Below are 22,517 nucleotides of genomic sequence, written 5' to 3' on the forward strand. Positions count from 1 at the left end.
ATGACAACCCACATAATTGCAGTTGCAAACCAGAAGGGTGGTGTCGGGAAAACAACCGTCACGATCAACCTGGCCCTGAACATGGCTGCAAAGCAAAAGCGCACGCTGGTTATTGACCTTGACCCCTCGAACGATGCTGGCTCGATTCTGGCGCCGGAGCTGAAAGACAATGCTGACTTTCTCAGCGGAACACACCCTGCTAACGTGATGAACATGTTTGAGAAGAAAGATGTCAGCCCTTATGTTCAGTCTGAATATCTGCATGTGATTGGTTCCTGCAAAAAGCTCGGCAATGTCAGCCACGATAATATGATGAACTTTCTGGATGCGATTGATGAAATTGCTGACAGCGGCGAGTACGACATGATTTTTATGGATTGTCCGCCGTCGATTGGTGTGCAGCAACATACCGCATTGTGTGGTGCCAACCATGTATTGATTATCTCTCAGGCGCAGAAATCATCGGTGAAATCAGTAGATGAACTGATGACAACGGTGCGCCAAATCCGGCGCCGTATTAACCCGAATCTGAACGTGTTGGGGATTGTGCTGAATCAGGTCGAAACCCAGAAAAATAATCACCAGACCGAACAAATCAACAAGCTGAGAAACGATTACACCCAGCTGGTTTTTGAAGCCCGGTTAAACAAAACCGTAAAAGTGACCGAAGCATCCTCTGAATCTAAAAGCCTGAGTGATTTTATGCCGGGCCATGCCGAGCGGTTCGGATTTAATGATTTTCTGGATGAATTTCAGCGCCGACTGGAGTCTGATTCATGAGACGAAAAATTTCAGCGGCAGATCTGGACGGATTATTTGATGAGTCAGAAGTGCGTCTGGAAGATGGCGAAACCATTGTCAGAATTCCGAAGTCAGACATCTATTCTGTGGCTCAGGTGCGGGGAAAATTCAAACCGGAATATCTGAATCAACTTCAGGTGAACATTGAAACTCAGGGACAGATTGAGCCGATTATCGTCAATGCGGTGGATTCAAAAGGCTACTGTATTCAGAAAGGTGAGTGTCGCTGGCGGGCAATTATGCAGAGCGAACAGCTCACGCATGTGGATTGTATTATTCGTGAAGCCGGCACTGTGATGCAGCAGCTGTCTGAAAATATGGTCAGGGCTGATCTGAGTCCGTTTGAGATCGGGGCGGGGTTTATCCGGTCGATTGAGGAAGAAGGGGAAAGCCGCAAATCAATTGGCGCGGTTTTCCAGATGTCGAATGCGGTGGTCAGCTCTTATATCAAATGTGTCGATGCGCCGGAGTTTATCAAAACCGCCTATGAGCAGGGCAAAATAGGTGATATCGACTCGATTAATGCACTGCGCAAAGCGGCCTCGATTGATGATGATTATGTACGTCAGGTGTTAAGTGATGCTGAAACTCTCAGCCGCTCCGAATGCCAGAAATTACATAAAAACCTGAAGAACCCGCTGGAGCCGTCTGAAGCGGAATCTCTTCAGACAACCGCTGAGGTGGAAGCGGTGCAGCAGGATGAAGCAGTCTCTCAGGACAGTGCAGAGAAAACCACGCCAAAAGCGAAAGCGTGTAAAACTGATCAGGCGCGGGAAGCCGGTGATTCGGTTTACCCGGAAGCAACCCGCGAGAAATTCCAGATTCTTGAATCGCTGTTTTCATCGGGCGAACGCCGGGTATTGGGGACCCGTTATCTGTTGTTGATTCATTTATGTGAGAAAACCCCATTACCAGAGATGGAAGCGATCAGTCATCAGGATAGTCTTTATTTTCAGACGGAAATTCTCCGGACTTTTGTTGGTAGTGTCGATTTGGGGAACAGCAACGCAGCGCTGGATTCTTTAGCCAAAGATGGATTTTTAAATAAGATCTACATCGATAAAAACACGCAGGAAGTGCAGCAGGAGAAGAAACGCACCAATCAGGTGTATTGGTCTTTGACGGATAAAGCGCGTCAGTTACTCTGATTTTTTGCATGCAAAAATTGGGTTGTTTGAATCCATCGATTTAATCAGGGAAAAAAAGCCCCCGGATCACATCACGTATCCGGGGGCTTTTTGTTTTCTCAGACAGTTTAAAAGTCATGACAAATAACGAAAGTCCTAACGGCCTGTCTCGGCCAGTGTCTTCCGACTTTGTAGGTGAAGAAATGCGAAACTACTATACGGTCCTAACGGCCTGTTTCGGCCAGCGTCTTCCGACATCTTTAATGCCACTCACAGACTACGTTCCACTGTCCTAACGGCCTGTCTCGGCCAGCGTCTTCCGACCATCCATGTTGCTGGGTGTCGCCACGATTTTACTGTCCTAACGGCCTGTTTCGGCCAGTGTCTTCCGACATATTATGTATACTTACACTGATTTTGAAAAAAGTCCTAACGGCCTGTTTCGGCCAGTGTCTTCCGACAGAGACCATAAGGAGGTTCTCATGTTTAAATTTGTCCTAACGGCCTGTTTCGGCCAGTGTCTTCCGACAGCGCCCTCTGGAGGCCTTGATATATAAGGGCTGAGAAGGGCGAATTGGCCGATCTGTATAAATATACATGTAAAAACCCCATATTTTGGCTGTTTTCAGAGGGGATCGGCCAATTGCCGATCTCATCAGACGAGTGGTGATTATATCATCAATTCTGGTGTTGATTCAAAGCGTTAAGGGGAGTGTGCATGGTTTTCATTGGAAATTGCGGGGTCTGGCCGATCTATTTTGATGTTTGGTTTTTTCCGGAAGATTTTAACCGTGTGGATGAATTGGTGCGCTGTTTCGTTGTTCTGATCCAAGTGGCTTTTGCTGCACGCGCCCCAGCCCATTTTCAGGGCGGAAAACGGGCGAAAACGCCTTTTGGGTGCGCGCTGTCCGGAGCGGTTTTATTCGCCATCCCTGGCTCAGAAAACCTCAAAAATCCTTCCGGGGATTTTTGTCCTGATTCGGGATTAAAAAGCAGTTTTGATGATTTTGGGGCGGGAAAGTATCCGTACTGCGGTTGGCCGTGCTCGTCTGATTCGGGGAAGTGAATCTGTGTTCCAAGCCAAATAGTCACTGGAGCTGAAACTTATCAGGAAAATGCCCCCGGATACGTGATGTTATCCGGGGGCTTTCTGTTTTTATGGTTCATTCGGCCAGTGTCTTCCGACTCTGATGACGAATTATCAAAACTCAAATCAATGTCCTAACGGCCTGTCTCGGCCAGCGTCTTCCGACTGATGAAGTTTTCAAGATAGTTAAAGGTACACGGTCCTAACGGCCTGTCTCGGCCAGCGTCTTCCGACACTTTAATTCACTTTTTATATTTAATAGAAGGAGGGTCCTAACGGCCTGTCTCGGCCAGCGTCTTCCGACAGCGCCCTCTGGAGGCCTTGATACATAAGGGCTGAGAAGGGCGAATTGGCCGATCTGTATAAATATACATGTAAAAACCCCATATTTTGGCTGTTTTCAGAGGGGATCGGCCAATTGCCGATCTCATCAGACAAGTGGTGATTATATCATCGATTCTGGTGTTGATTCAAAGCGTTAAGGGGAGTGTGCATGGTTTTCATTGGAAACTGTGGCGTCTGGCCGATCTGTTCTGATGTTTGGTTTTTTCCGGAAGATTTTAACCGTGTGGTGGGTTTGGTGCGCTGTTTCGTTTTTCTGATTCAAGTGACTTTTGCTGCACGCGCCCCAGCCCATTTTCAGGGCGGAAAACGGGCGAAAACGCCTTTTGGGTGCGCGCTGGCCGGAGTGGTTTTATTCGCCATCCCTGGCTCAGAAAACCTCAAAAATCCTTCCTGGATTTTTGTCCTGCTCCCGGATTAAAAAGCAGTTTTGATGATTTTGGGGTAGGAAAGTATCCGGGCTGTGGCTGGCCGCGACGTTCGGTTCCGGGAAGCGAATCTGTGTTCCAACCAAATAGCCACTGGAGCTGAAGCTTATCAGAAAAAAGCCCCCGGATACGTGATGTGATCCGGGGGCTTTCTGTTTTGATGGTTCATTTGGCCTGTGTCTTCCGACAAGCTATTCAGGTGGTGCTGATAGCGACCAATGTCCTAACGGCCTGTTTCGGCCAGTGTCTTCCGACTGGAAGCAGTTTATTCTATCCGGGTTGCTCCGGTGTCCTAACGGCCTGTTTCGGCCAGTGTCTTCCGACAGCGCCCTCTGGAGGCCTTGATACATAAGGGCTGAGAAGGGCGAATTGGCCGATCTGTATAAATATACATGTAAAAACCCCATATTTTGGCTGTTTTCAGAGGGGATCGGCCAATTGCCGATCTCGTCAGACAAGTGGTGATTATATCATCGATTCTGGTGTTGATTCAAAGCGTTAAGGGGAGTGTGCATGGTTTTCATGCAGGAAACGCTACTTAGGTGAGATGATAGCTGACGTTTGGTTCAGCGCAATCAATCTGCATCTTCAGCAAGAATTGATGGGTTTCTGAGCAAGACTCGCCTTCTTTATAAGAAAAAGAGGGCAATCATAATTATTCTACGTCGAAAATCAGTAACGCAGAGCAGGAGCTCATCAACAACTTCATTTCTGCGTCAAATCACTTCGAAAGGCATCATCATTCCTTCAATTATTTTCATTGAACTGAAGTTGTTGATGAAACACTGAATCCTGCATCTTGGGGTCACCTGGGGATGGTTGCTTGTCGAATTCAATTGCCTTAAAGAACTCATCTTTTAAGCTGTCAGAACCAAATGAGAAGTCTTCCTCGTTCATATAATAGAGTGCTTCTTTAAAGGCAGACTTACGGAGTGTTTTCTTGATAGCACTTTCATAGAATTGATCCCAAAGCTTGTATGATGGGCAAACTTTATTTGTTATATACCACTCATTGAATGAATTTATCCAATATTCTTTAAGTTCATGCTGGTATATTTCATATTCGAAATCTTTATTATCTGTAGGAAAATTTGCGTAAATCTTTGAATACTTATCCCTCATTTGTATAAAAAGCATAGCTTTTGAATTGTTTTCATTGACAGTAGCATCTTTTTCATTAACAACAGTCTGCTTTCTCAACGCTAAGTAGGTCAATCTACTAATATAAAGAGCAAATATGGCTATAACAATCGATATGATATTTAAACAATCCATAACAATCGATATGATATTTAAATGATCCATTACTATCCCCTTAAATGAATATGCAAAGTAATGCTTATTGGTGGGTAAAAATTTAGTACAACTAAATTAATATTCATACTACCAATATCAATTTCATATCTTTCAATTTTGATTATTAAAAAAATATACAGGGACGAATAGTCAGATTTTCAGCACCGTATGCTTAAAAAACAGTTTTACAAATCCACTGAAGTACGTGTGTATAGGGTTATTTGATTCGCTTATATACATCGACTCTCTGGGTAATAAAGAAAACCGAAAATTTATACACATATTCAGATTATTCGGAAGCCGGGAACCTGCCCTATTTCACATGCTCTTCTGCGGCTTTGCCTTGCTTCGCTAGTGAAACCGGGCCAATGAAAAACGACGCCCGGCATTCCTTTCCGGCTGAACGGTTTCTGCGAACCCGCACCGCCGGAGAATGCCAATGGCCGGCGTTTCTCATGGGTCCCGGCCCTGCGGGTCACGACAGGGCTTTCTCCGCGACCGTTCCGGCCGCTGCGCATCTGACGATTTGCCGGGTTTCACTGCCCGGGGAGAAGTGTCAGTAATTTTTCCGGGTTGACCGGCCCATTCTTCCTTCCGCTGTCTATCCCACACCGGGCCGCTTTCTTCCTGTGACTGTCCTCTTTCAGAACCCCGGCGACAAGGGAGGCTGCGCCGCTTCGCGCCCTGGTCGCCGTGAACCTGACAGCAGTCAGAACAGTCAGGCGGCTCCGGTGAGTGATATTCAATAACAAAGGAGGACCATGATGCCCCATCAATACCCGGAAAAAACTGACACTAACTCCCCTGGCAGCGACCAAAGCGTTTGCTTTGGAATCAAAGGCTCTCCAGTGAATGATATTTTTAAAGCCAATGTTCAAACCTTTGGAGGGCATGATGATTGAAGTCATCCGTGAAGGCATCGAATACAAATGTGTGAATCGTGGCCATGAAATGACGTTACTGAAAACATCTTTCGGCTGGGAAATGTATACCAGCAATGCTTCGGTCTGGGCATGGAGAACATCAGGCGCATCGTTTTTTTACACACTCAGTGAAGTGGAAGCGCGTTATAAATCATGGCAGGGGATAAAGGCCCTGACGGAACTGAGCCGCGAGGCAAACCATTAACAACCATTTTTGCATGCAAAAAACGCTGATCTCAGGATAAGCAAACCAAATTTAAGTTAACCCAATGAGACACGGCCGGGGATTGGCTCCGGCCTTATCTGAAGGAGATAAAATATGTCTGTCACTGCACTGGTTCAACAACTCAAATCTTCAAATCAGGATTTCGAATGGTATCCGACAACGGATGAAATGCTGGATTGTATTCATCAGGATCTGTTTTCAACCTATTGCTGTTACGCCCGGCCGGATGACAAAGTCACCTGTTCGGTGCTCGATATTGGCGCGGGAAACGGCAAAGCATTAAACCGCCTGACGGAAGGTAAAAAATTTGCGATAGAAAAATCAAAGCCGCTGCTGAATACACTGGATAAAGATATCTTTGTTGTCGGCACTGATTTTCATCAGCAAACCCTGATTGATAAAAAAGTGGATGTGATTTTCTGCAATCCGCCTTATTCAGAATATAAGCAATGGGTGATGAAAGTCATTGCTGAAGCCAATGCCGAAACCATTTATTTTGTGATTCCTTCCCGCTGGTCTGAGGATGCCGATATTGAAAATTCACTCTCTGCCCGTTCCGCTGAAGCGGAAGTGATGTTCAGTGGTGATTTTTCTGCTGGCGAACGACAGGCCAGAGCGAAAATAGAGATTGTGAAAGTCAGACTGACACGTCAAAACTACAGTATTCACCGTCGGCAGCGCTGTATTGTTGATCCGTTTTCAATCTGGTTTGAACAGCATTTTCAGTTTGACGCAAAACGTTCTGAACATGGGTCCAGAGATCTGTTTTCAGAGCAAAAGCTGAAGCAAAATGTTGCCGGGGCTTCTGAGTTAATCAGAGATCAGGGATTCGTCAGCACGCTGGAAAGCCTCTATAACCGCGATATGGACAAGCTGATTCACACTTACCTGAAGCTGAATGAAGTGGATGCTATGTTGCTGGATGAGCTGAATGTCAGCATTGAAGGGATTCAGAAAGCACTGAAACAGAAGATTACTTCACTGAAAGATCTGTACTGGAAAGAGCTATTCCATAATCTGGATACCATCACCGGCAAGCTATGCGTTGCCAGCCGTGAAAGATTGCTGAAGACGTTATTTGCTTATACCCATGTCGATTTCAATGCGGAGAATGCACACGCGGTTGTGATTTGGTGTATTAAAAATGCGAACCAGTATTTTGATAGTCAGCTGATCGATTTGGTTGAGAGAATGACTGAAAAAGCCAATATCGCTTTGTATCGCTCGAATCAAAAAACCTTTGGCGAGGAAGACTGGCGTTATTGCAGAACACCCAAACAGCTGGACCGGTACAAGCTGGATTACCGGGTGGTGATGACCCGCACCGGAGGGATTTTTACTTCTGACTATTTTTTTGAAAAACGGGATCATAACTTGTCTGACAGTGCGACGGACTTTATCAATGACCTGCTGACCGTGGCGCAGAATCTTGGCTTTGATACGTCGGCAACACCAAAGGCACAACAAAGATTATGGGAGAGTAATAAGAAACAAGCGTTCAGTTATGACAATCATTCACTTGGCCAAGAGGTTGTACTTTTTGAGGCGAAAGCGTTTAAAAATGGCAATATGCACATTAAATTTAATCAGGATTTTATCATGCGACTCAATGTGGAATTTGGCCGGTTGAAAGGGTGGTTAAAGTCTGCGGGTCATGCCGGTGATGAGTTGGAGATTGAAGCGGCAGAAGCCGTGCACTGCTTTCAATCGAATTTGCAGCTGACACACCATGAAGCGGATTTACCTAAATTAATCGCGGCCTGAGAAGCGGTTTAATTTTTGGGAGACAGGGCGCGCTCATTGGTTTGGCCTGCCAGAATTGAATCTGGTGAGCGCGCCCAGTGACTTTTCAGGGAGGAAAAGTCACCAAAACTCCTTATTTTTTTGATCGTCGCTGGATGTAATTCAAATACAAATATTTATATCCATGAAATGACAACAGAGAAAAGAAGAATGTGATTAGTAATAATGCTGTTCTAAGAGGATGTGTTCCACCCCAGAAAGTTATGCAGTATAGACATAATGAGATAACTAAAATTAATCTGAATCGTTTATTGATATGCGGATAAATAAACAAAACAGGAACAATCAAAAATACATAGGTAAAAAAAACAAAGGACAATCCAGCACTATGGCTCTGTGGTTGGTATAAAAATGTATATATTTTCAGCAAAACATCATGGATGACAAAAAAAGTCACACAAGCGAACAGAGAAAACAGTACTGTTTTTAGACGGGAAATCATAAGTATTTGTCTCTCTGTTCCTTTGTAATTTCATTAGAGAGGTTGTCGGGGTCATACCTGTTTATCAATTCGACCGTTTTCTTTCCTATGATAGAGTCTATCTCAACATAAGAAAATTTCTTACTCGCAAACAATGCCCCCCGCAATACAAAATAGTTATCCCAAGTATTGGTAGCATCTGCGTTATTGCCAAATACAGCATCTGTCAGACTACCGGTGGCAAAACGGTGTCCGGTTTTTATAACCTCTGGAATGGATCTTGTGCTCCGGTAAGTATCTACAGCGAATGGAATTTGTCCAACAGCATCACTCCAGTATGGTTTGTCATTTATCAATGACAGAATGTATCCATCTGCTCCATCTGAAGCTGATTTCCAGTCACCAGAACCTCCCGAGCGAAAAGAAATTGACCATCTGTCTTGGGCTGAAAATGTATAAATATCATTCCACGTAAATACTTTATAAGATGATTTTATACTTTCTTTTAGGCTTGTGAATATAAGTTTCCGGTAGTTGTCAGCCAGGGGTTCAAACCATTGAATCTGAAGAGCATAAAGCTCATCTGCATGCATTATCTGAAAGTGTTCATTTTCACTATGTTTTAATATAAACAATATTGCCCCAGAAGACTTAGTGACGATGACCCAAAATGGTGGGACGTCTACCTTGTGAGGATCATCCAAATTTTCATCTGTTGCTTCAGATTCAATAACCAGCTCGGTCTTACCGTTCTCTGTTTCAAAACAATACGTTTTACCGTCGATGATGATTTCTTCTTTTTTTATACCCATTGCTTTTAACTTATATGAATTTTGATTTTTGTAGTAGCAGGAAGCTTTCCGGTATAAGTTTTTTCTGAGTTACCGGCAGTTAATAACTGTTTTTTTTCATTAAAAATCCGGAATTTGACCGGAGATGAAAAAGAAATATGCCGGTCGAATAAAACCAGTGATGAGACGATTTTTTTGGGGGGAGGGCTATCGACTTGATCGCCTATATTTACAGTCCCTCCACCAATAAGCGTACCACCACAACTCACAGAACACCCTGTCATGGAAGCTGGTTTGCCATCTATCATCACTGTCGATGAACCTGAAGATATGGAACGGGGATGTGGTGGATGTTTTGGTTTACTATGAGGAGCAAGTGGGTCACCTACTCTGGCCGCTGGTATACCGTCAAATTTGACCGTAGGCGAGCCTGCTGTTACTGGTGTTGGAGGAAAACCATCATGATCTGAACCGATATTTCCAACTTTGACGGCATTGCCCATAATAGTAATTATTCCCCAAGCTTTTTCTTTTTGATTTTTGTATAGATATCATACATGTTTATATGTGTTTAGTTTTTTATGCTCTGAACGAGGTTTTTCTTCCATATTTAACATTGTTGAATATGGAGTTGGATATAAATTTATAGTGTTTTCTTTAAATACTTTTTTGCATGCAAAAATATTTTAATTGTCAATTTGACAAGTAAATTAGATCTTGTGATAATACACATCATCAACACACAAACGGCCGGGGATTGGCTCCGGCCTTATCTGAAGAGGATAGAACATGTTTTTCGATAATATTTCACGCATTCTTGCTGAGGGATGGAATGGATTCAGAGTCGGTGAAAAACCGGACTGGACCCGGATTTCGTACATTGAATATCACCCGGTGTGCCAGCTGACAGACGAGCAGGGCAAGCCCTATATTGAACGCTATTGTGATTGTGAACCTGAAACCGACATCTTTACATGGTCGGTTTACGGAACATTCGATGAAGAAGCGGCGTACCTGTTACATGATTGTGACTCTGAAGCTGACGCGATATCACTGATGGGATATTGCAATCTTTGCGTCACTTCCCGGCGGGAGCTATTACCCGGACTGGAACATTTATCTGTCAGCAAGCGCCCGGAAAACAATCAACCCGCTAAAGCGCCGGTGACTCCGGCATTGGTTCAGGATTTCCATATGATCTGTTGCTGCTGTGGTGAGGATGATTTTAGTGTGATTCCGGGAATTCCTCCGTTCAAACACCGGGATTCAGCAATGGAAGCCTGCCGGTTAGTGGCAGAGCAGGGGAGCAGCGCCACCCGCTACGCGGTTTTTCATATTCACCGGCATGGTGTCAGGCTGGTTGGATCTGAATTTCGGGGATGTGTGGGGTAGCGTCTCGGGTAATTTTGCGTCACCGGTGAGGACCGGTGACGGGATGTAGATCATGCTATTTTGTATATGAAAACTTTTATACTACAGAACGTTATGCTTTTTTATCATGAGTATTACAAACAAGTCTGAATTTATATAATTCTCCAGTCTTACCCAGATAACTGAGAAAACTTTTCCCCACTGGAGAGGTGAATTTATATTCACGTCCTACGGTTAAATTGTAAGTGGTGCTATTTAAATTTATGTATGTTTTACTATGTAATGAATTCGTTATTACCGCCAGGGTATTCACATTACCACAGATACTAACGGCTTTATTTAAAGGCAATACTAGATCAGCATTCTCATTGTAGTTTAAATTTTCAGTTCTGTTTTTTATCTCAGATGCCATATTTACCACATCACGAGATTTGGACTCGAAAAGAGCCGTTGTCTGCACAATATTATTAACTCTGGTAACAATATCACCAATCTCGACTTTTATCTGATCGGGAATCTGTGACTTATCGACAACAGAATTAACTTTTTCATTCAATGATTTTTGCTCCAATGTTAACTCTTTACTAATATGTGTTAACTCAATAACACTTTTTGATAGTGGGTCATCAAGTTTTAAATATTTGGACTTAATAATATCAAATCCAAATGTTGAGGCGCTGGTCAATACACCGCCAACAATAGCCGCTATAAGTTCTCTCTTCATATCACACCTTTCCTTATGGATATTTAGATTAATATAAAGTTTTGATTGTAAGTTTAATTATTTGATTGGTGTTGATATCGTTAATTTATTTATGATATCCGTAAATATAAGTATTTTAACTTGTTTAATTATACGTCAAAATTACCATCACTCCCGGGTAAATGATGGGTAAATTATTTGCTCTTAGCTCACATTCATCTTCATTTATTTATAAAATCCGATTTTAAACGTCCCATCCTCCACAAATTCAATCCCATAACGTCCAAACAATCCCATAATCTTTTTCATGGTCTTGTCGCGAACTGACGACCGGCCAGATTCAAAATTGCGCAGGGCTGTTTTACTGACGCCGGATTCCGCACAAAAACAATCACGGGTGAGCTTTAAGAATTCTCTCGCGGCCCGGCATTGTAAGCCGGTAATTGGCTGATGGGGTGGGGTGTAACCCCGGCGCTTGATTCGGATGCCAAACCGTTTGGCCCACGCTGAAGCGGTCGGGTAGGAAATGTTTAATACTTCAGCCATGGCGGTAAGACTGCCAGTATTCTGATAGACAGTCTGAATATCAGAACGGGTTAACTGATGATGTTTGAATTCTGGCATATGCTTCTCTTTGAACCGGTATTTTGAACGGGCTGAATGACGGCTTACAACCAAATCACAAGCAGATAGAAAATGACTGCAGTCAGAGAAGCACTGAATAAAGACGTCATTATCATTTTGCTGATATCGTGCGGACTGGTCTGGATGCTTTGGGCGCTGATGATTTCAAGCTGCTGGCTGATCTCATTTAGCGCCGTGTTGAGTTGAGGACTGAACTCACCTTGCTGATTCAGCTCGGATTGCTTTCTCAGCGCTCTTGACTGCGCTTCCACATCTGAAGTGATATCAAGAATCCGGTTGATTTTGCTCTGAAAGGACCCGTCCAGTTCTTTGGGAATTTGCCGGATGGTTTCATCCAGTGAATGAACCGCTTCCCTGATTTCTTCAATCTCTTCAACGGTGAGCTGTTTCACTAATGAAGACATATCGACTCTGTTGTCATCAGCCATGATTGAGCCGCTCAAGTTGCTGCTGCAGTTTGAGATACTCAATATTCAGCTTTTCATCAAAGGACTTCACCAGCCGCTGGCAGGATTTCTTTAAAGACAAAACAGAACGGGCCTGCTTTGAATCGGCGTCGCGGATTGCCTGACGGTAATCGGTGCGATCGGTGAGCGTGTCATGATAGGTGGTTCCTAACCGCTCGATCAGGCTGAAAATATCACTGTCCGGAATGGTGATACACTCATCTAAATTGCTGCATGTCAGCGATGTCATTATGTCAGCGCTGACCAGAGTTTTAAACTGGTGTTCCAGACTAAAGCTGTGATCCACCCGGTTCAGAAGCAGGATGATTCTGTCATCCGGCACCCCCAGATCAAGCAACTCATCGATCGTATTACAGGTGTCTTTTTGCTGCTTGTTTTCCGGGGTCACCGGAACCAGATACAGATCGATATCTTCATGCGCGCCGGTGTTCTCCCGCATGCCCTGAATAAACCCTTCGATATTGGATGAACCGACATCAATAATCGCGACGTCTGAGGCGTCGATGTGCTGAAATACACCAATCATATCTTTTGATGAAACCTGATGATCGCTGTTACTGCCGGTGTTGATGGTTTCAACACAAATCAGTTCAGCGTTTGCGATGCGGCGTTGAAGGAATATGCTGCAAATGGTGCTTTTTCCGACGTTTCCGGAGTTATTCAGCACGGCTATTTTTAAAAAATTCATGTTCTTCCTATACGATGTGCTTTTGTCTGATGATTTCATTCAGATAGTGTCTGAGCTCTCTGGTGTTATTGAGCGTTCCGGCTCTGATTAGTACTCTGACCTGTTCAGGGGTAAGACCGGCTGTTGTCAGATCGGCGATCAGCCGGTCCGGAATATCACTGAATATCAGTCGCCACTCACTGGCTGTCGCTTGGGGTGTCGTTGCGTTGACTTCCGGTTGCAGACAAGGAGCCAGAGCCGCTTTTTTGGCTGAAGGCGGCTGTACCTGCTGTTTTGCTTTTGCGTGCCGGATTAAGTCCTGAAAATGTTTCAGGCTGATCCCCAAATCTGCCATTTTGTAGAACCGGGTGTAACAAATACCGTTCTGCTTTAATATTTCAATCTCTGGTAAATAGCGGATAAATATTGATCTTAAAGTGAATTCTCCACTGTCTATATCTGCTTTTATATGGCTGATAACATATTCTTTTCTTTGCCCGATATTCATGAATTAATATCGCCTTGTTTATATCACGAGATGTTCACGATTTTATCTGGATTTATTTATGACAATCTCCGGATAAATATAATTTCGTCCGTTTTTCTGTAGATAATTACACGATGAATAAACGATTAATTCAAGACTTTCAGCCGATAAAACAATGTCATTCTGACATAACAAAATAAGTGAAGCACGTTGTCGAAAGTATACTTTCGCGTGCTCAGGGAATAGACTCCCCTGAAACCCCTGACGGATACACCCTATGAATGACGGGAACAAACGCGAGCAAAACAAGCATCGTGAGAAAGCGACGGTGCATATTCAGACCAAACTCACTGCATCTGAATATGAGCCCTTTAAAATAATCATTGAAACAACAGGAATAAAGAAATCTGAATTGTTCAGAAGTGTATTACTGGCGAACAATTACAACATTATTTTATCTGATCGGCATGGTTCAGATAAAACAAATCTATTATCTGGTGTGAATCTGGCAATTCATTATTTAAATGAAATCTCTGCTCATTTGGTATCTGTAAAAAATAAAAGTCAGATCTCTGAAAAATATTTTATACAGGCAATGAATCGGTTGATTTCTCTGGAAAAACAGTTCATCGCCTGTCTGGAACAATGTTAGTCCGGGTATTAACCGGCAAAAGCGGTGTCACTGAATATTTGGTGAAAGGCAACAAAGCCGGCAGAGCATTGTCGAGAGATGAGCTGGACGAGCGAATTTGTATCGATGGCAACCTGGAGATGACGGATTTTTTGATCCAGCGTCAGTACGATGCCGGAAGGACTGAAAACTATTACCACATTACCCTGAGTTTTGCAGAAAAGGACATTGAGCCGCGCCGTATTGAAGCCGCTTATCAGCAATATAAGCAGAGCATTCTGGCAGCGTATGATAGCGATGAGTATCACTGCTATGCAGAAATTCATTATCCGAAGGTTCAGTCCTATCTCAATCAGCAAACCGGTGAACGTGTCGAGCGCTTTCCCCATGTGCATATGATTCTTCCCAAACAGAACCTGCTGTCCGGGCTGAACTTCAATCCTTTTGGTTTTTATCAGTCAAATGTGGCGTATTTTTCCGCGATTCAGGAAAAAATCAATCAGGATCACGGGCTCATCTCGCCTTACGATCGGCGCCGGGAGGCGGATCAGTTTGGAGTCAGGGCTGACCTGATGTCGCGCTATATCGGCGATTCGTTCAAAGGTGCGAATAAAACCTTTCGTCAACAGCTATTGAAAGACATGACTTCCCGGAATATTCGCACCATGCCGGCGTTTGCGTCACTGCTTGCGGAATACGGTGAGGTGGCGGTGGCTCATCAGGGAAAAGACCGCCAGTACTTTAAGGTTCGTCTGCCCGGAAAAAGTCAGTTTATCCGCCTGAAAGACGCATGTTTCAGCCATGGGTTTATCGTCAATCGTACCATCAAGAATCAGAAGCCCGGTTATGACATGCTGGAAGAGCAGGTCAGGGAATGGGAGCAGCGAAAGAGCCGGGAAGTGAAATATATTCACGCGGCTTCGCCCAAAATTCGTCAGGAATACAACGCAATTCATACAGCGCAGGAAAAAGAGGAGTATCTGCATGTCAAATCAAGCGAGTTCTACGCACGCTACAGAGGTGCGGCAAAAAGTGATTTTCAGCCGCGAAGACGGCAAAGCCGTATTCAGTCCGGTGCTGCTTTCAGCGCATCCGGAAGATTTACCACCACACCCGTCGGCCTGCCAGGTTTGTCCGAACTCCATGTGGCTCAACCAGAACGACGGCGGGGAAGTGAAGCTTCAGAACTACTGCATGATCATGCGGCGCATCGTGTACTCCCCGCAGGAGCCGGTGATCATCACCGATTGCGACGGGCTGGAAATGGGCGCCGGAGAAGAGTAGCGCATTCACCGGCTGGCCGTATCAGTCATGCTGCCGTTAGCGTGCCCCAAAACCACGGCCACTCAAAGGTTCAGGCAATTCTGAATTCATACCTTCAGCAGAATGGACACCGGATATTCAGGGAGCTGAGCCGGAACCCGCTTCGTCAAACGCTGGCTTCCCATCGCCGGGAGCAGTTTTTACTTCACTCAATCATGTATAAACACTACCGGCATGATCCGACGGTTCATCCGGTGCAGGTGTTTCAGTTTTTGCAACACAGAGAAAGACAAATCAATATGTTCGAATCCACCGAAACCAGAAAACGCACTCAGGAAGACAGAGAAAATTCATTGGCACCGGGGGCGTATTTCACCTCCTATGATGAACTGTTCAAACGTATCGAAAGACAGAAACATTTACAGAAAGAGCTGGCAACCAGCCTGGAAAATATTGTGGCCAGACAGCTGAAAAGCGCAGATCCGAAACAGGCGGCGGAAGTTGAATTTTTTGATAAAACCACCGGTGATGCGGTATTCAAAGACCGGGGCCGCCGGATTGTCATGGCAGATAAAACCCCGCAGCCGGAACATACTGCCGCAGCCCTGATGATCGCCGCTGAGAAGTTCGGCAAGGTGAAAGTCTCAGGGACAGAGGCTTTTCAGGAACAGGTACTGGATATTGCTGTGGCGAAAGATTTAAACCTCGTTTTTGCCAACCGGGATTTACAGGCGCGGTTTGTGGCACTGAAAAAGCAGCATCAGTTAAAGCAGGGAGAAACACCATACAACACGCTGGAAGGTATCACGCCGGAAAGTATGGCGGCTTCCGGCAAGCATCAGCAGCAGAACCCGGAAAGCCGTGCGGTGAAGCCGGATACCCCGGGGCAGGGTACAGAAAGTCAGCCGGATACGGCTCAAACCATGTCAGTCAACAGTCCGGATCCGGCTTTCGGTCAAACTGTTACTGCATTGGGTGATGCCCGGTATCTGCATGATGAAAAGCAGTCTATGAGTTTTTATGTCACCTTTGCCGATGGCCAGACCATTTGGGGCGCAGGGCTGAAAGATGCGGTGAAAGCAACCCATCTGAAACCCGGGGATGTCGCAGATATTCAAAAGACCGGGACTTATACAGATGTGGAAGTCAGCAAACGCGTCTTCCGTGAAGATGGTACGTTTTCTCACAATGAAACCATCGCTGCAAAGCGTGCGGACTGGCAGATTAAGGTGCTGAGCCGTCAGGATACGGACACTATCGATTCCGGAGCCGTCCGGGATCAGGCCGGTGCGATCCCGGAAAAAGCATCGGATAAGCAGCCGGAAACGATTCATGTCTCTTTTGAAAATACAGCGCATAAGACAGTTCGGGTGTGTTTCAGTCATCAGCCTGATGAGGCAGCATTATCGGCTATCCGGCAGAGCGATGCTTTTCTGCGTCACTATTCGGTGGATGAGATTAAATCCGGCAATTTGGATCGGCAAAAAGCGGGGATGGATAATCCGGTGAATCGGGTGTACGACACTTCGGGGAATGCGGTTTCTGTTGCGTCAAATCAGGCTCAGGTCAGTAAGCTGTGAAGTCAGAAAGAAGCGTTGATTTACCCTGAGCGGAGATGCTGAGTGCGTATTGGATCGGCTGCAATCACACACCTTTCTGTGAAACAGAACAGTGTATCATTAATTTGTCTCATTCATGAGAAAATGCTCAGATCGCTCTTGATCAATCGCATCCCCGTGTTAAATTCCCGCGCAAATCAGATTTGATAAAAATAATAATTTCCGTGAGGCCGGCGGCTACCGGCCTCACGGAGCACCATAACAAACGCAGTAATATCAACAAAACCAGTTGGAGGCTTGTAATGGATAGTTCGAATTCTATCAATTACCATAAATTATTCAATGGCTTATCTTATCTATTAAACAGTTTAAAGCCATTCTTTTCTGATCTGTCAGAGAAAGAACTGCAGTGTCTGTTTCTTCATTCGGTCGGCGTGAAGCGGGCTTGTATTGCGGAGCAGATGAAGATTCGTCCACACAGTGTCGGCAGTTGCCTGGGGCGGGTGGCCGATAAACTGGAAACCACACCGGAGCAACTGCCGTTGATCTATCACACCCGGGTATTAAGCAGTGTACTGATGTCAGTGCCACATCTGCCGGGTTAATGGCGGAGAGTTTTAAATCTCTTTAAGGATTGGATCTGATTTTGAGGAAGCCGGGGAGACCCGGCTTTTTTGTAACCATGCTTATGGAAGTAAGTGGTGCTGGGGTGGATCCCCAGTTAATTCTGGAAAAATGGACACATCCGGTGCAAAACTGGAATTTAACGCTGTCGCAGTTAAGCATCCATTTTCCAGCCCGGCTGAATAAACATCTGGATTTGTGAAAATGAGCGTGACACAGAATTATGAACAGTCTCCGGGAAAATGGGTAACTGTCAGATCAGGTCTGAGCTAGTACAAATTAACCGAATAGATCACTTTTACTCAAATTCATCTAAAGAGCCTGAAACATTACCTTGCTCTATAGCACCAAGTCCATATTTCCCAACTAATACAGGACACTCCATTTTGATTGAAATGGTCATACTGCGACCAGGAACTCCCTCTTCTCTTCTATGCTCACCGCTAGCACTTGCAGATAGTTTCGTATAGAAGCCATTGTCAAAATCAAAGTGCTCAATACTAATATCTTCGACATATTCAAAAATCGTATCTGATTCAGCAATAGCACCAGAAGTCCCATCACAATTCAAAATATCGTAAGGATCATTTTCGATTTCTTCTTTGGCATACTCCGCAAGCCTGTCACCAGTTACCAACTCAAATGGTTCTCCTTCAAATAACATCTCAAAATGACCAAAGATCATATCTGCTGAAAAGTCTTCATTTTCTGAGTCTTCATCCAACACTATCTGTTCAAGTCGTTTCGCTAATTCGTCATCATAATAAACGTACTTAACTTGATCTAAGGTTTCATTATTAAATTTTTTGTCATCGAGAAGAGATTCAAAATTATCATAACCAAACAATGCGGCTACTATTTTCCCGCTAGTATTTAGAGAAACAACAATACCATCTTCTTTTAAACTCGCTTCGACTTGCGACATCAGCGAATATGCTGAAGGGAAACGATGAGAAGCAAGTGTAGCTCTAGCTTTAGCACTATCCTTCTCAAACCGGATTTTATCCAATTCGGCTTGCTTTTCTTTTTTCTCTAGCTCCAGTTGGGCTGCTTTTGCTTCGTTTTCTTGTTGTTTAGCTTTATCTCTCGCTTCTTTAGCCTTAGCTTCAAGCCGTTCAGTTCTAAGCTTCATATGCTCTAATACTGCATTTTTCTTATCGATTTTTTGCTGTATTAGTTTTGCCCTTTCATCGACATCCTGCTGGACCAGTTGTTCTAGGAAAGGCTTATCCTGATTAGCTCTCAATTTTGCTTTATTTAATTCCTCTTGCTGATCTATCTTCAGTTTTTCACCATCAACAGCTTGTTTATGTAGTTTTTCATTAGCCCAATGCTGAACAAATTTAATGACAAACGATATCCATGGAAAAGCAAACAGGTAAAACAAAGCGATAAGTAACGGTACGAAAAAAAGCCGATTGAATTCCCAGAATGGTGTATATGACAGGTAAATATAAAATGCACTAATTCGCTCCCACGGTTTCCCCTCTCCCCAAAAAAGCAGCGCTAGATTATTCCAGTTACAGATAATCCAAGAGCAAATAAACGTACCAATAAATGGGTCATTGATACGCGTTTTGGCATTTCCGGCAATTGCCGAACAGAGATCTTCAATAATCTTCAACATTGTTCCGTGTCATCCTCAATTACGCCTGATTGCGCAGCACCTTAATCATCTCTCTTTCATGATTTTGGATATGGGTATATCCAGGTTCATCTGGCCCCCAATTGTCATAGCTCATCATAATCGCTTGCTTTAAGCTCTCTGCTCGTTTGTTCTCTCGATAGAATTTCTTCTTATCTGCTGGAGAGTAGTTACTGAGCTTAGAGTTGTTACTCGGTGAAATTAAACAAAGGTTGCCAAACCGATCGACATCCTTCATAGCTTCATACCCTGATGGGTCTTTCTGTGGGAAATAGTGTTCAACAGACGTTCGGAATGAGAACTGAAAATTATCTAACTGTTTGCCTAATTGAGCCCGACCAATGCCGTCAAAGGCTTGCCCTTTCACTAAATGCTTCCACAGCAAGTAATCCAAACGGTTAAAAATAAAGTTTTGCACTGCCGTTCCGGTATCAAGCACTTCAGAATCAAACTTGTCACCAGAACCACAAATCTCATCAAGATATTTATCGCTTAGCGCTTCCAATTGCTTTAGGTATTGCTCACCACTCACGTCTAAGTCATTTGGACTAGCTAATGAGCCTACAATCGCCAATGCATCATTTAGCCAACGCTTATAAGTTTGTGCAGGGTTCGATACGTGGAACATAGACAGTATCATCGCCAGTTGTTGATTGACCTCGTTACTCTCATCCTTACCAAATGAGGTAATGTAGTTAAAACTGTCCGCGTATTTTTCCAGCGTTAACAAACTCCACTTCTCATCAAAGTCTCGTTTAACGATATATCGGTCGAACAAAATACGGTATTTCAACAGATTAAATACAAACTCAGTCGGTTCTACCCTTAGCTTATGACTATCGTCACAAAATGCATCAAGCAGCTTTTTATCGTCCAAAGAAACGTTGTCATCCATGGTGACTTTAAGAACGTGCAGTAAGAAATTAGAAAAATCGATTATCGATTCAAAGCGCTCTTCTTTTTCATTTTCAAGATCATCCGTTTTATCAGAACGTTCTTTTTTGTGAATAATATTTAACAGCGTCATACCTTTTTCAGACTGCTTTGACTCACGGAAGTGCTTTTGAATCTCTGAGAAATCACTTGGAAAGGCTTGCCATTTATCACCAAATACCGCGGTTCGGATAGAAGGTTCAAAACCTAATTGAACATATCGCTTCATATTCGCGCAGGCATCCCAGATAGCCGAAAAACAGTCGCGCGCTAGCTCGTTATCCGCATAAACTGACATCAAATTAGCTTTAAGCACCTCATGTTTTTCTAGCTGTTCACCGCGATTATTCATGATTTCAAAGTAATGGTTTAGATCGGTATCTTTGGGTACAGATACACGCAAAATCACTACATGTTCAAGCAGGTACTGGCAGAAGACAGCAATGTCTAACTTTTTCGTTTTAAAGTAGCGGTCAATAATATCGTAGGCAGCGTGAATACTCGGCTCCTCCGATTCACCGTGACCAGCGTTCTCATACAGATCACTCAATGCTCGCTCAGATTTCGGGCGACTATCGAAGGTTAAATTGAGTTCTAATTCATCTAATCTTGATTGATCTAACGATTGCTGGTTCTTTAAATAAGCCAACAAAATCGACAACGTGGTATGACGCTGCTGCCCATCAATGGTTTCATAGACTTGAACTTGAGTATTTGGCTGACGTTCACGCTCATAAACCACTAAGCTACCGAGAAAATAATCCTTCGCTTGTTCCTCAGCTCCCTCCTTCTTATCCGCCGCATCATAAATATCTTGGATAAGCTGTTCGATTTCTGGCACACCCCATGCGTAATTGCGCTGATAGATAGGAATGACATACCGACTCAATGGTTCAAAGAGCTTTTTAATCGTTAATGGCTGTAGATCTTTATCGTTATTGTTCATTGGGGGTGCCATAAATCATTGAGTGAATCGAGTGTTCTACGTGCTTGGCGTTATTGAAACGGATTTGCTCAACAACGAGTGGCTGAAATGAGAGAACCTGCTGAGGATGAATTGCTTTACGGATCACGCGAAATAGACTCGTACCGTCAAAGCCACGCGCATAATTATCGATGGATTCCATCCCTATGCGCTGCAAGTTAAGGCGTAAATAATATGCCCAGCGATAACAAATTTTCGCGGCGTTTTCGAGTTCGATAGCGCCAAATTTATCGAAGTAGTACATCACTGCACACATAAATAGGTTTCTAACGTATCGGTCGCCTTTTCTACACATCTTTTCATTAACCGCATAGTCTTCGATAAACATGTGCAACAGACCATTTTGATCATTAAACAACTGCTTATGGATAACGATATAGTGCTGAATGTACTCAAAAAAGCGTTGTCCGTTAATCATGGTTTGATTAACTTGAAAAGGGTAGCTCTTAAGCTGTTTATCCCATTTTCGAACCGGATCTGCGTTGTAACTAGTTACGGCATAATCAAGGGCGAGCATCGATTCCGCATAGGCATAATGCGTCGTTTCTAGGTTAATGCCTTTAAATACGTCAATGTTGTGACGACTAAATTGAATACCATAATCACCATCCACCCAACGGCGCATCCGGAATAAGAACTCGCCCATGATCGTATGCAAGTTTACCGATTCATCATCAGGGTTGACGCCTTGTTCCCACAGCTCAACATGATGCAGGCGCTCACTCTGCTGCGAAGAATCCATCATTTCCCGCAGATGGTAGGCTTTAAGCAAATCATAAGGTGCCAACGCTTTACCACGTGCATTTTGAGAATCAAAAAACTGAAAGGCTTCACTAAGGTTATCCAGTGTCACTTCAATGAGCTCACATTTGTTTAGGACAAACTCAAGCAGTAACTGTTTATCACTTTCCGATAAACCCACAAAACGCTCATGTATGATCTGAGCATTGTGCTTGAGGTTTTGAATGCTGATGGAAGAGGTGAATTGACGTTCGAGTAAGGTTGGAGAGATATGCTGCTGATTTGGGTCTAAAACCGCACAAATCAGGGTTAAGGTCAGCAAGCGCTGCTGACCATCCACAATATCGAAATGACTGCCGTCATCCTTTTCCTGATGCAATACCACCGTACCAAGGCAGTAACACGACTTGGTACGGTGATTCAGAATATCGTCAATCAGTTGGTTAACGTGTTTGGGCAACCATTTATAAGGGCGTTGGTATTTTGGAATTTCTAGCTTCCGTTTCAACAACTCTGAAATAGTTTGTACCTGATTTGAACGGATAGCCACG

At 44.0% G+C, this 22,517-nt stretch carries 24 protein-coding genes and 1 CRISPR repeat array; of the genes, 11 read left to right on the forward strand and 13 right to left on the reverse strand.

The features are described from left to right. The 4 genes from OCV29_RS23175 (at position 1) to OCV29_RS23190 (ending at position 3,778) form a co-directional block, all read left to right on the forward strand. Positions 1-780 (forward strand): ParA family protein, encoded by a 780-nt coding sequence (locus OCV29_RS23175; RefSeq protein ID WP_261887477.1) that lies wholly within the window; start codon positions 1-3, stop codon positions 778-780. Then, positions 777-1,949: a ParB/RepB/Spo0J family partition protein gene (locus tag OCV29_RS23180; RefSeq protein WP_261887478.1), complete on the forward strand. Its 1,173-nt coding sequence runs from the start codon at positions 777-779 to the stop codon at positions 1,947-1,949. Before OCV29_RS23175 ends, OCV29_RS23180 begins: the two co-directional genes overlap by 4 nt. A gap of 132 nt (positions 1,950-2,081) precedes the next feature. Next, a CRISPR array of direct repeats spans positions 2,082-2,458; the repeat unit is 35 nt; unit sequence GTCCTAACGGCCTGTCTCGGCCAGCGTCTTCCGAC. Between the two features lie 188 nt (positions 2,459-2,646). Next, the gene (locus tag OCV29_RS23185; RefSeq protein WP_261887479.1) at positions 2,647-2,994 is read left to right on the forward strand and encodes a hypothetical protein; all 348 of its coding nucleotides are present in this window, start codon (positions 2,647-2,649) and stop codon (positions 2,992-2,994) included. Between the two features lie 514 nt (positions 2,995-3,508). Continuing rightward, positions 3,509-3,778: a hypothetical protein gene (locus OCV29_RS23190; RefSeq protein WP_261887480.1), complete on the forward strand. Its 270-nt coding sequence runs from the start codon at positions 3,509-3,511 to the stop codon at positions 3,776-3,778. Positions 3,779-4,532: 754 nt separating this feature from the next. Here the strand turns inward: OCV29_RS23190 and OCV29_RS23195 are convergent. The 3 genes from OCV29_RS23195 to OCV29_RS23205 form a co-directional block, all read right to left on the reverse strand. Beyond that, complete coding sequence (locus tag OCV29_RS23195) at positions 4,533-5,090, reverse strand: hypothetical protein (protein ID WP_261887481.1); 558 nt, start codon at positions 5,088-5,090, stop codon at positions 4,533-4,535. Between the two features lie 304 nt (positions 5,091-5,394). Further along, positions 5,395-5,538, reverse strand: coding sequence for a hypothetical protein (locus OCV29_RS23200; RefSeq protein WP_261887482.1), 144 nt, complete (start codon positions 5,536-5,538; stop codon positions 5,395-5,397). Positions 5,539-5,617: 79 nt separating this feature from the next. Continuing rightward, positions 5,618-5,974: a hypothetical protein gene (locus OCV29_RS23205; RefSeq protein ID WP_261887483.1), complete on the reverse strand. Its 357-nt coding sequence runs from the start codon at positions 5,972-5,974 to the stop codon at positions 5,618-5,620. Here OCV29_RS23205 and OCV29_RS23210 point away from each other — a divergent pair. Further along, entirely contained in the window at positions 5,973-6,209 is a 237-nt protein-coding gene (locus tag OCV29_RS23210) for a hypothetical protein (protein WP_261887484.1), read from the forward strand. The genes OCV29_RS23205 and OCV29_RS23210 overlap by 2 nt on opposite strands. A 114-nt stretch (positions 6,210-6,323) precedes the next feature. Further along, positions 6,324-7,994: a class I SAM-dependent methyltransferase gene (locus tag OCV29_RS23215; RefSeq protein WP_261887485.1), complete on the forward strand. Its 1,671-nt coding sequence runs from the start codon at positions 6,324-6,326 to the stop codon at positions 7,992-7,994. Between the two features lie 477 nt (positions 7,995-8,471). Here the strand turns inward: OCV29_RS23215 and OCV29_RS23220 are convergent, their stop codons facing one another. Together OCV29_RS23220 and OCV29_RS23225 are read right to left on the reverse strand one after the other, a co-directional pair. Then, complete coding sequence (locus OCV29_RS23220; RefSeq protein WP_261887486.1) at positions 8,472-9,266, reverse strand: hypothetical protein; 795 nt, start codon at positions 9,264-9,266, stop codon at positions 8,472-8,474. Positions 9,267-9,271: 5 nt separating this feature from the next. Further along, positions 9,272-9,748, reverse strand: coding sequence for a type VI secretion system PAAR protein (locus OCV29_RS23225; RefSeq protein ID WP_261887487.1), 477 nt, complete (start codon positions 9,746-9,748; stop codon positions 9,272-9,274). Between the two features lie 286 nt (positions 9,749-10,034). On the opposite strand from OCV29_RS23225, the gene OCV29_RS23230 reads away from it, so the two are divergent. After that, the gene (locus OCV29_RS23230) at positions 10,035-10,637 is read left to right on the forward strand and encodes a hypothetical protein (protein WP_261887488.1); all 603 of its coding nucleotides are present in this window, start codon (positions 10,035-10,037) and stop codon (positions 10,635-10,637) included. A gap of 91 nt (positions 10,638-10,728) precedes the next feature. Here the strand turns inward: OCV29_RS23230 and OCV29_RS23235 are convergent, their stop codons facing one another. From OCV29_RS23235 to OCV29_RS23255, 5 genes are all read right to left on the reverse strand, one after another. Then, on the reverse strand, positions 10,729-11,340 hold the full coding sequence (locus OCV29_RS23235; RefSeq protein WP_261887489.1) for a hypothetical protein: 612 nt from the start codon (positions 11,338-11,340) through the stop codon (positions 10,729-10,731). A 204-nt stretch (positions 11,341-11,544) separates the two neighbouring features. Beyond that, positions 11,545-11,943, reverse strand: coding sequence for a helix-turn-helix domain-containing protein (locus OCV29_RS23240; protein WP_261887490.1), 399 nt, complete (start codon positions 11,941-11,943; stop codon positions 11,545-11,547). Between the two features lie 44 nt (positions 11,944-11,987). Beyond that, positions 11,988-12,392 (reverse strand): hypothetical protein, encoded by a 405-nt coding sequence (locus OCV29_RS23245; RefSeq protein ID WP_261887491.1) that lies wholly within the window; start codon positions 12,390-12,392, stop codon positions 11,988-11,990. Then, on the reverse strand, positions 12,385-13,119 hold the full coding sequence (stbB, locus tag OCV29_RS23250) for a StbB family protein (RefSeq protein ID WP_261887492.1): 735 nt from the start codon (positions 13,117-13,119) through the stop codon (positions 12,385-12,387). The genes OCV29_RS23245 and stbB overlap by 8 nt, the downstream gene beginning before the upstream one ends. Positions 13,120-13,126: 7 nt before the next feature. Next, positions 13,127-13,606: a hypothetical protein gene (locus OCV29_RS23255; protein ID WP_261887493.1), complete on the reverse strand. Its 480-nt coding sequence runs from the start codon at positions 13,604-13,606 to the stop codon at positions 13,127-13,129. Positions 13,607-13,862: 256 nt separating this feature from the next. Here OCV29_RS23255 and OCV29_RS23260 point away from each other — a divergent pair, with 256 nt between their 5' ends. The 4 genes from OCV29_RS23260 to OCV29_RS23275 all read left to right on the forward strand — a co-directional run bounded on the left by OCV29_RS23260 (position 13,863) and on the right by OCV29_RS23275 (position 17,864). Beyond that, on the forward strand, positions 13,863-14,237 hold the full coding sequence (locus tag OCV29_RS23260; protein WP_261887494.1) for a hypothetical protein: 375 nt from the start codon (positions 13,863-13,865) through the stop codon (positions 14,235-14,237). Beyond that, entirely contained in the window at positions 14,231-17,059 is a 2,829-nt protein-coding gene (locus tag OCV29_RS23265; RefSeq protein WP_261887495.1) for an LPD7 domain-containing protein, read from the forward strand. Before OCV29_RS23260 ends, OCV29_RS23265 begins: the two co-directional genes overlap by 7 nt. A 281-nt stretch (positions 17,060-17,340) precedes the next feature. Beyond that, positions 17,341-17,643: a helix-turn-helix transcriptional regulator gene (locus OCV29_RS23270; protein WP_261887496.1), complete on the forward strand. Its 303-nt coding sequence runs from the start codon at positions 17,341-17,343 to the stop codon at positions 17,641-17,643. A gap of 77 nt (positions 17,644-17,720) precedes the next feature. Then, positions 17,721-17,864, forward strand: a complete 144-nt coding sequence (locus tag OCV29_RS23275) for a hypothetical protein (RefSeq protein ID WP_261887521.1) — start codon at positions 17,721-17,723, stop codon at positions 17,862-17,864. A 96-nt stretch (positions 17,865-17,960) separates the two neighbouring features. Here the strand turns inward: OCV29_RS23275 and OCV29_RS23280 are convergent, their stop codons facing one another. The 3 genes from OCV29_RS23280 to OCV29_RS23290 are packed head-to-tail and all read right to left on the reverse strand — an operon-like array spanning position 17,961 to position 22,516. Beyond that, positions 17,961-19,289 (reverse strand): hypothetical protein, encoded by a 1,329-nt coding sequence (locus OCV29_RS23280; protein ID WP_261887497.1) that lies wholly within the window; start codon positions 19,287-19,289, stop codon positions 17,961-17,963. Positions 19,290-19,308: 19 nt separating this feature from the next. Then, the gene (locus OCV29_RS23285; RefSeq protein WP_261887498.1) at positions 19,309-21,186 is read right to left on the reverse strand and encodes a DUF262 domain-containing protein; all 1,878 of its coding nucleotides are present in this window, start codon (positions 21,184-21,186) and stop codon (positions 19,309-19,311) included. Beyond that, entirely contained in the window at positions 21,176-22,516 is a 1,341-nt protein-coding gene (locus OCV29_RS23290; RefSeq protein WP_261887499.1) for a DUF262 domain-containing protein, read from the reverse strand. Before OCV29_RS23290 ends, OCV29_RS23285 begins: the two co-directional genes overlap by 11 nt. Position 22,517: the final 1 nt, after the last annotated feature.

It is taken from the genome of Vibrio aerogenes (assembly GCF_024346755.1).
Classification (GTDB): domain Bacteria; phylum Pseudomonadota; class Gammaproteobacteria; order Enterobacterales; family Vibrionaceae; genus Vibrio; species Vibrio aerogenes.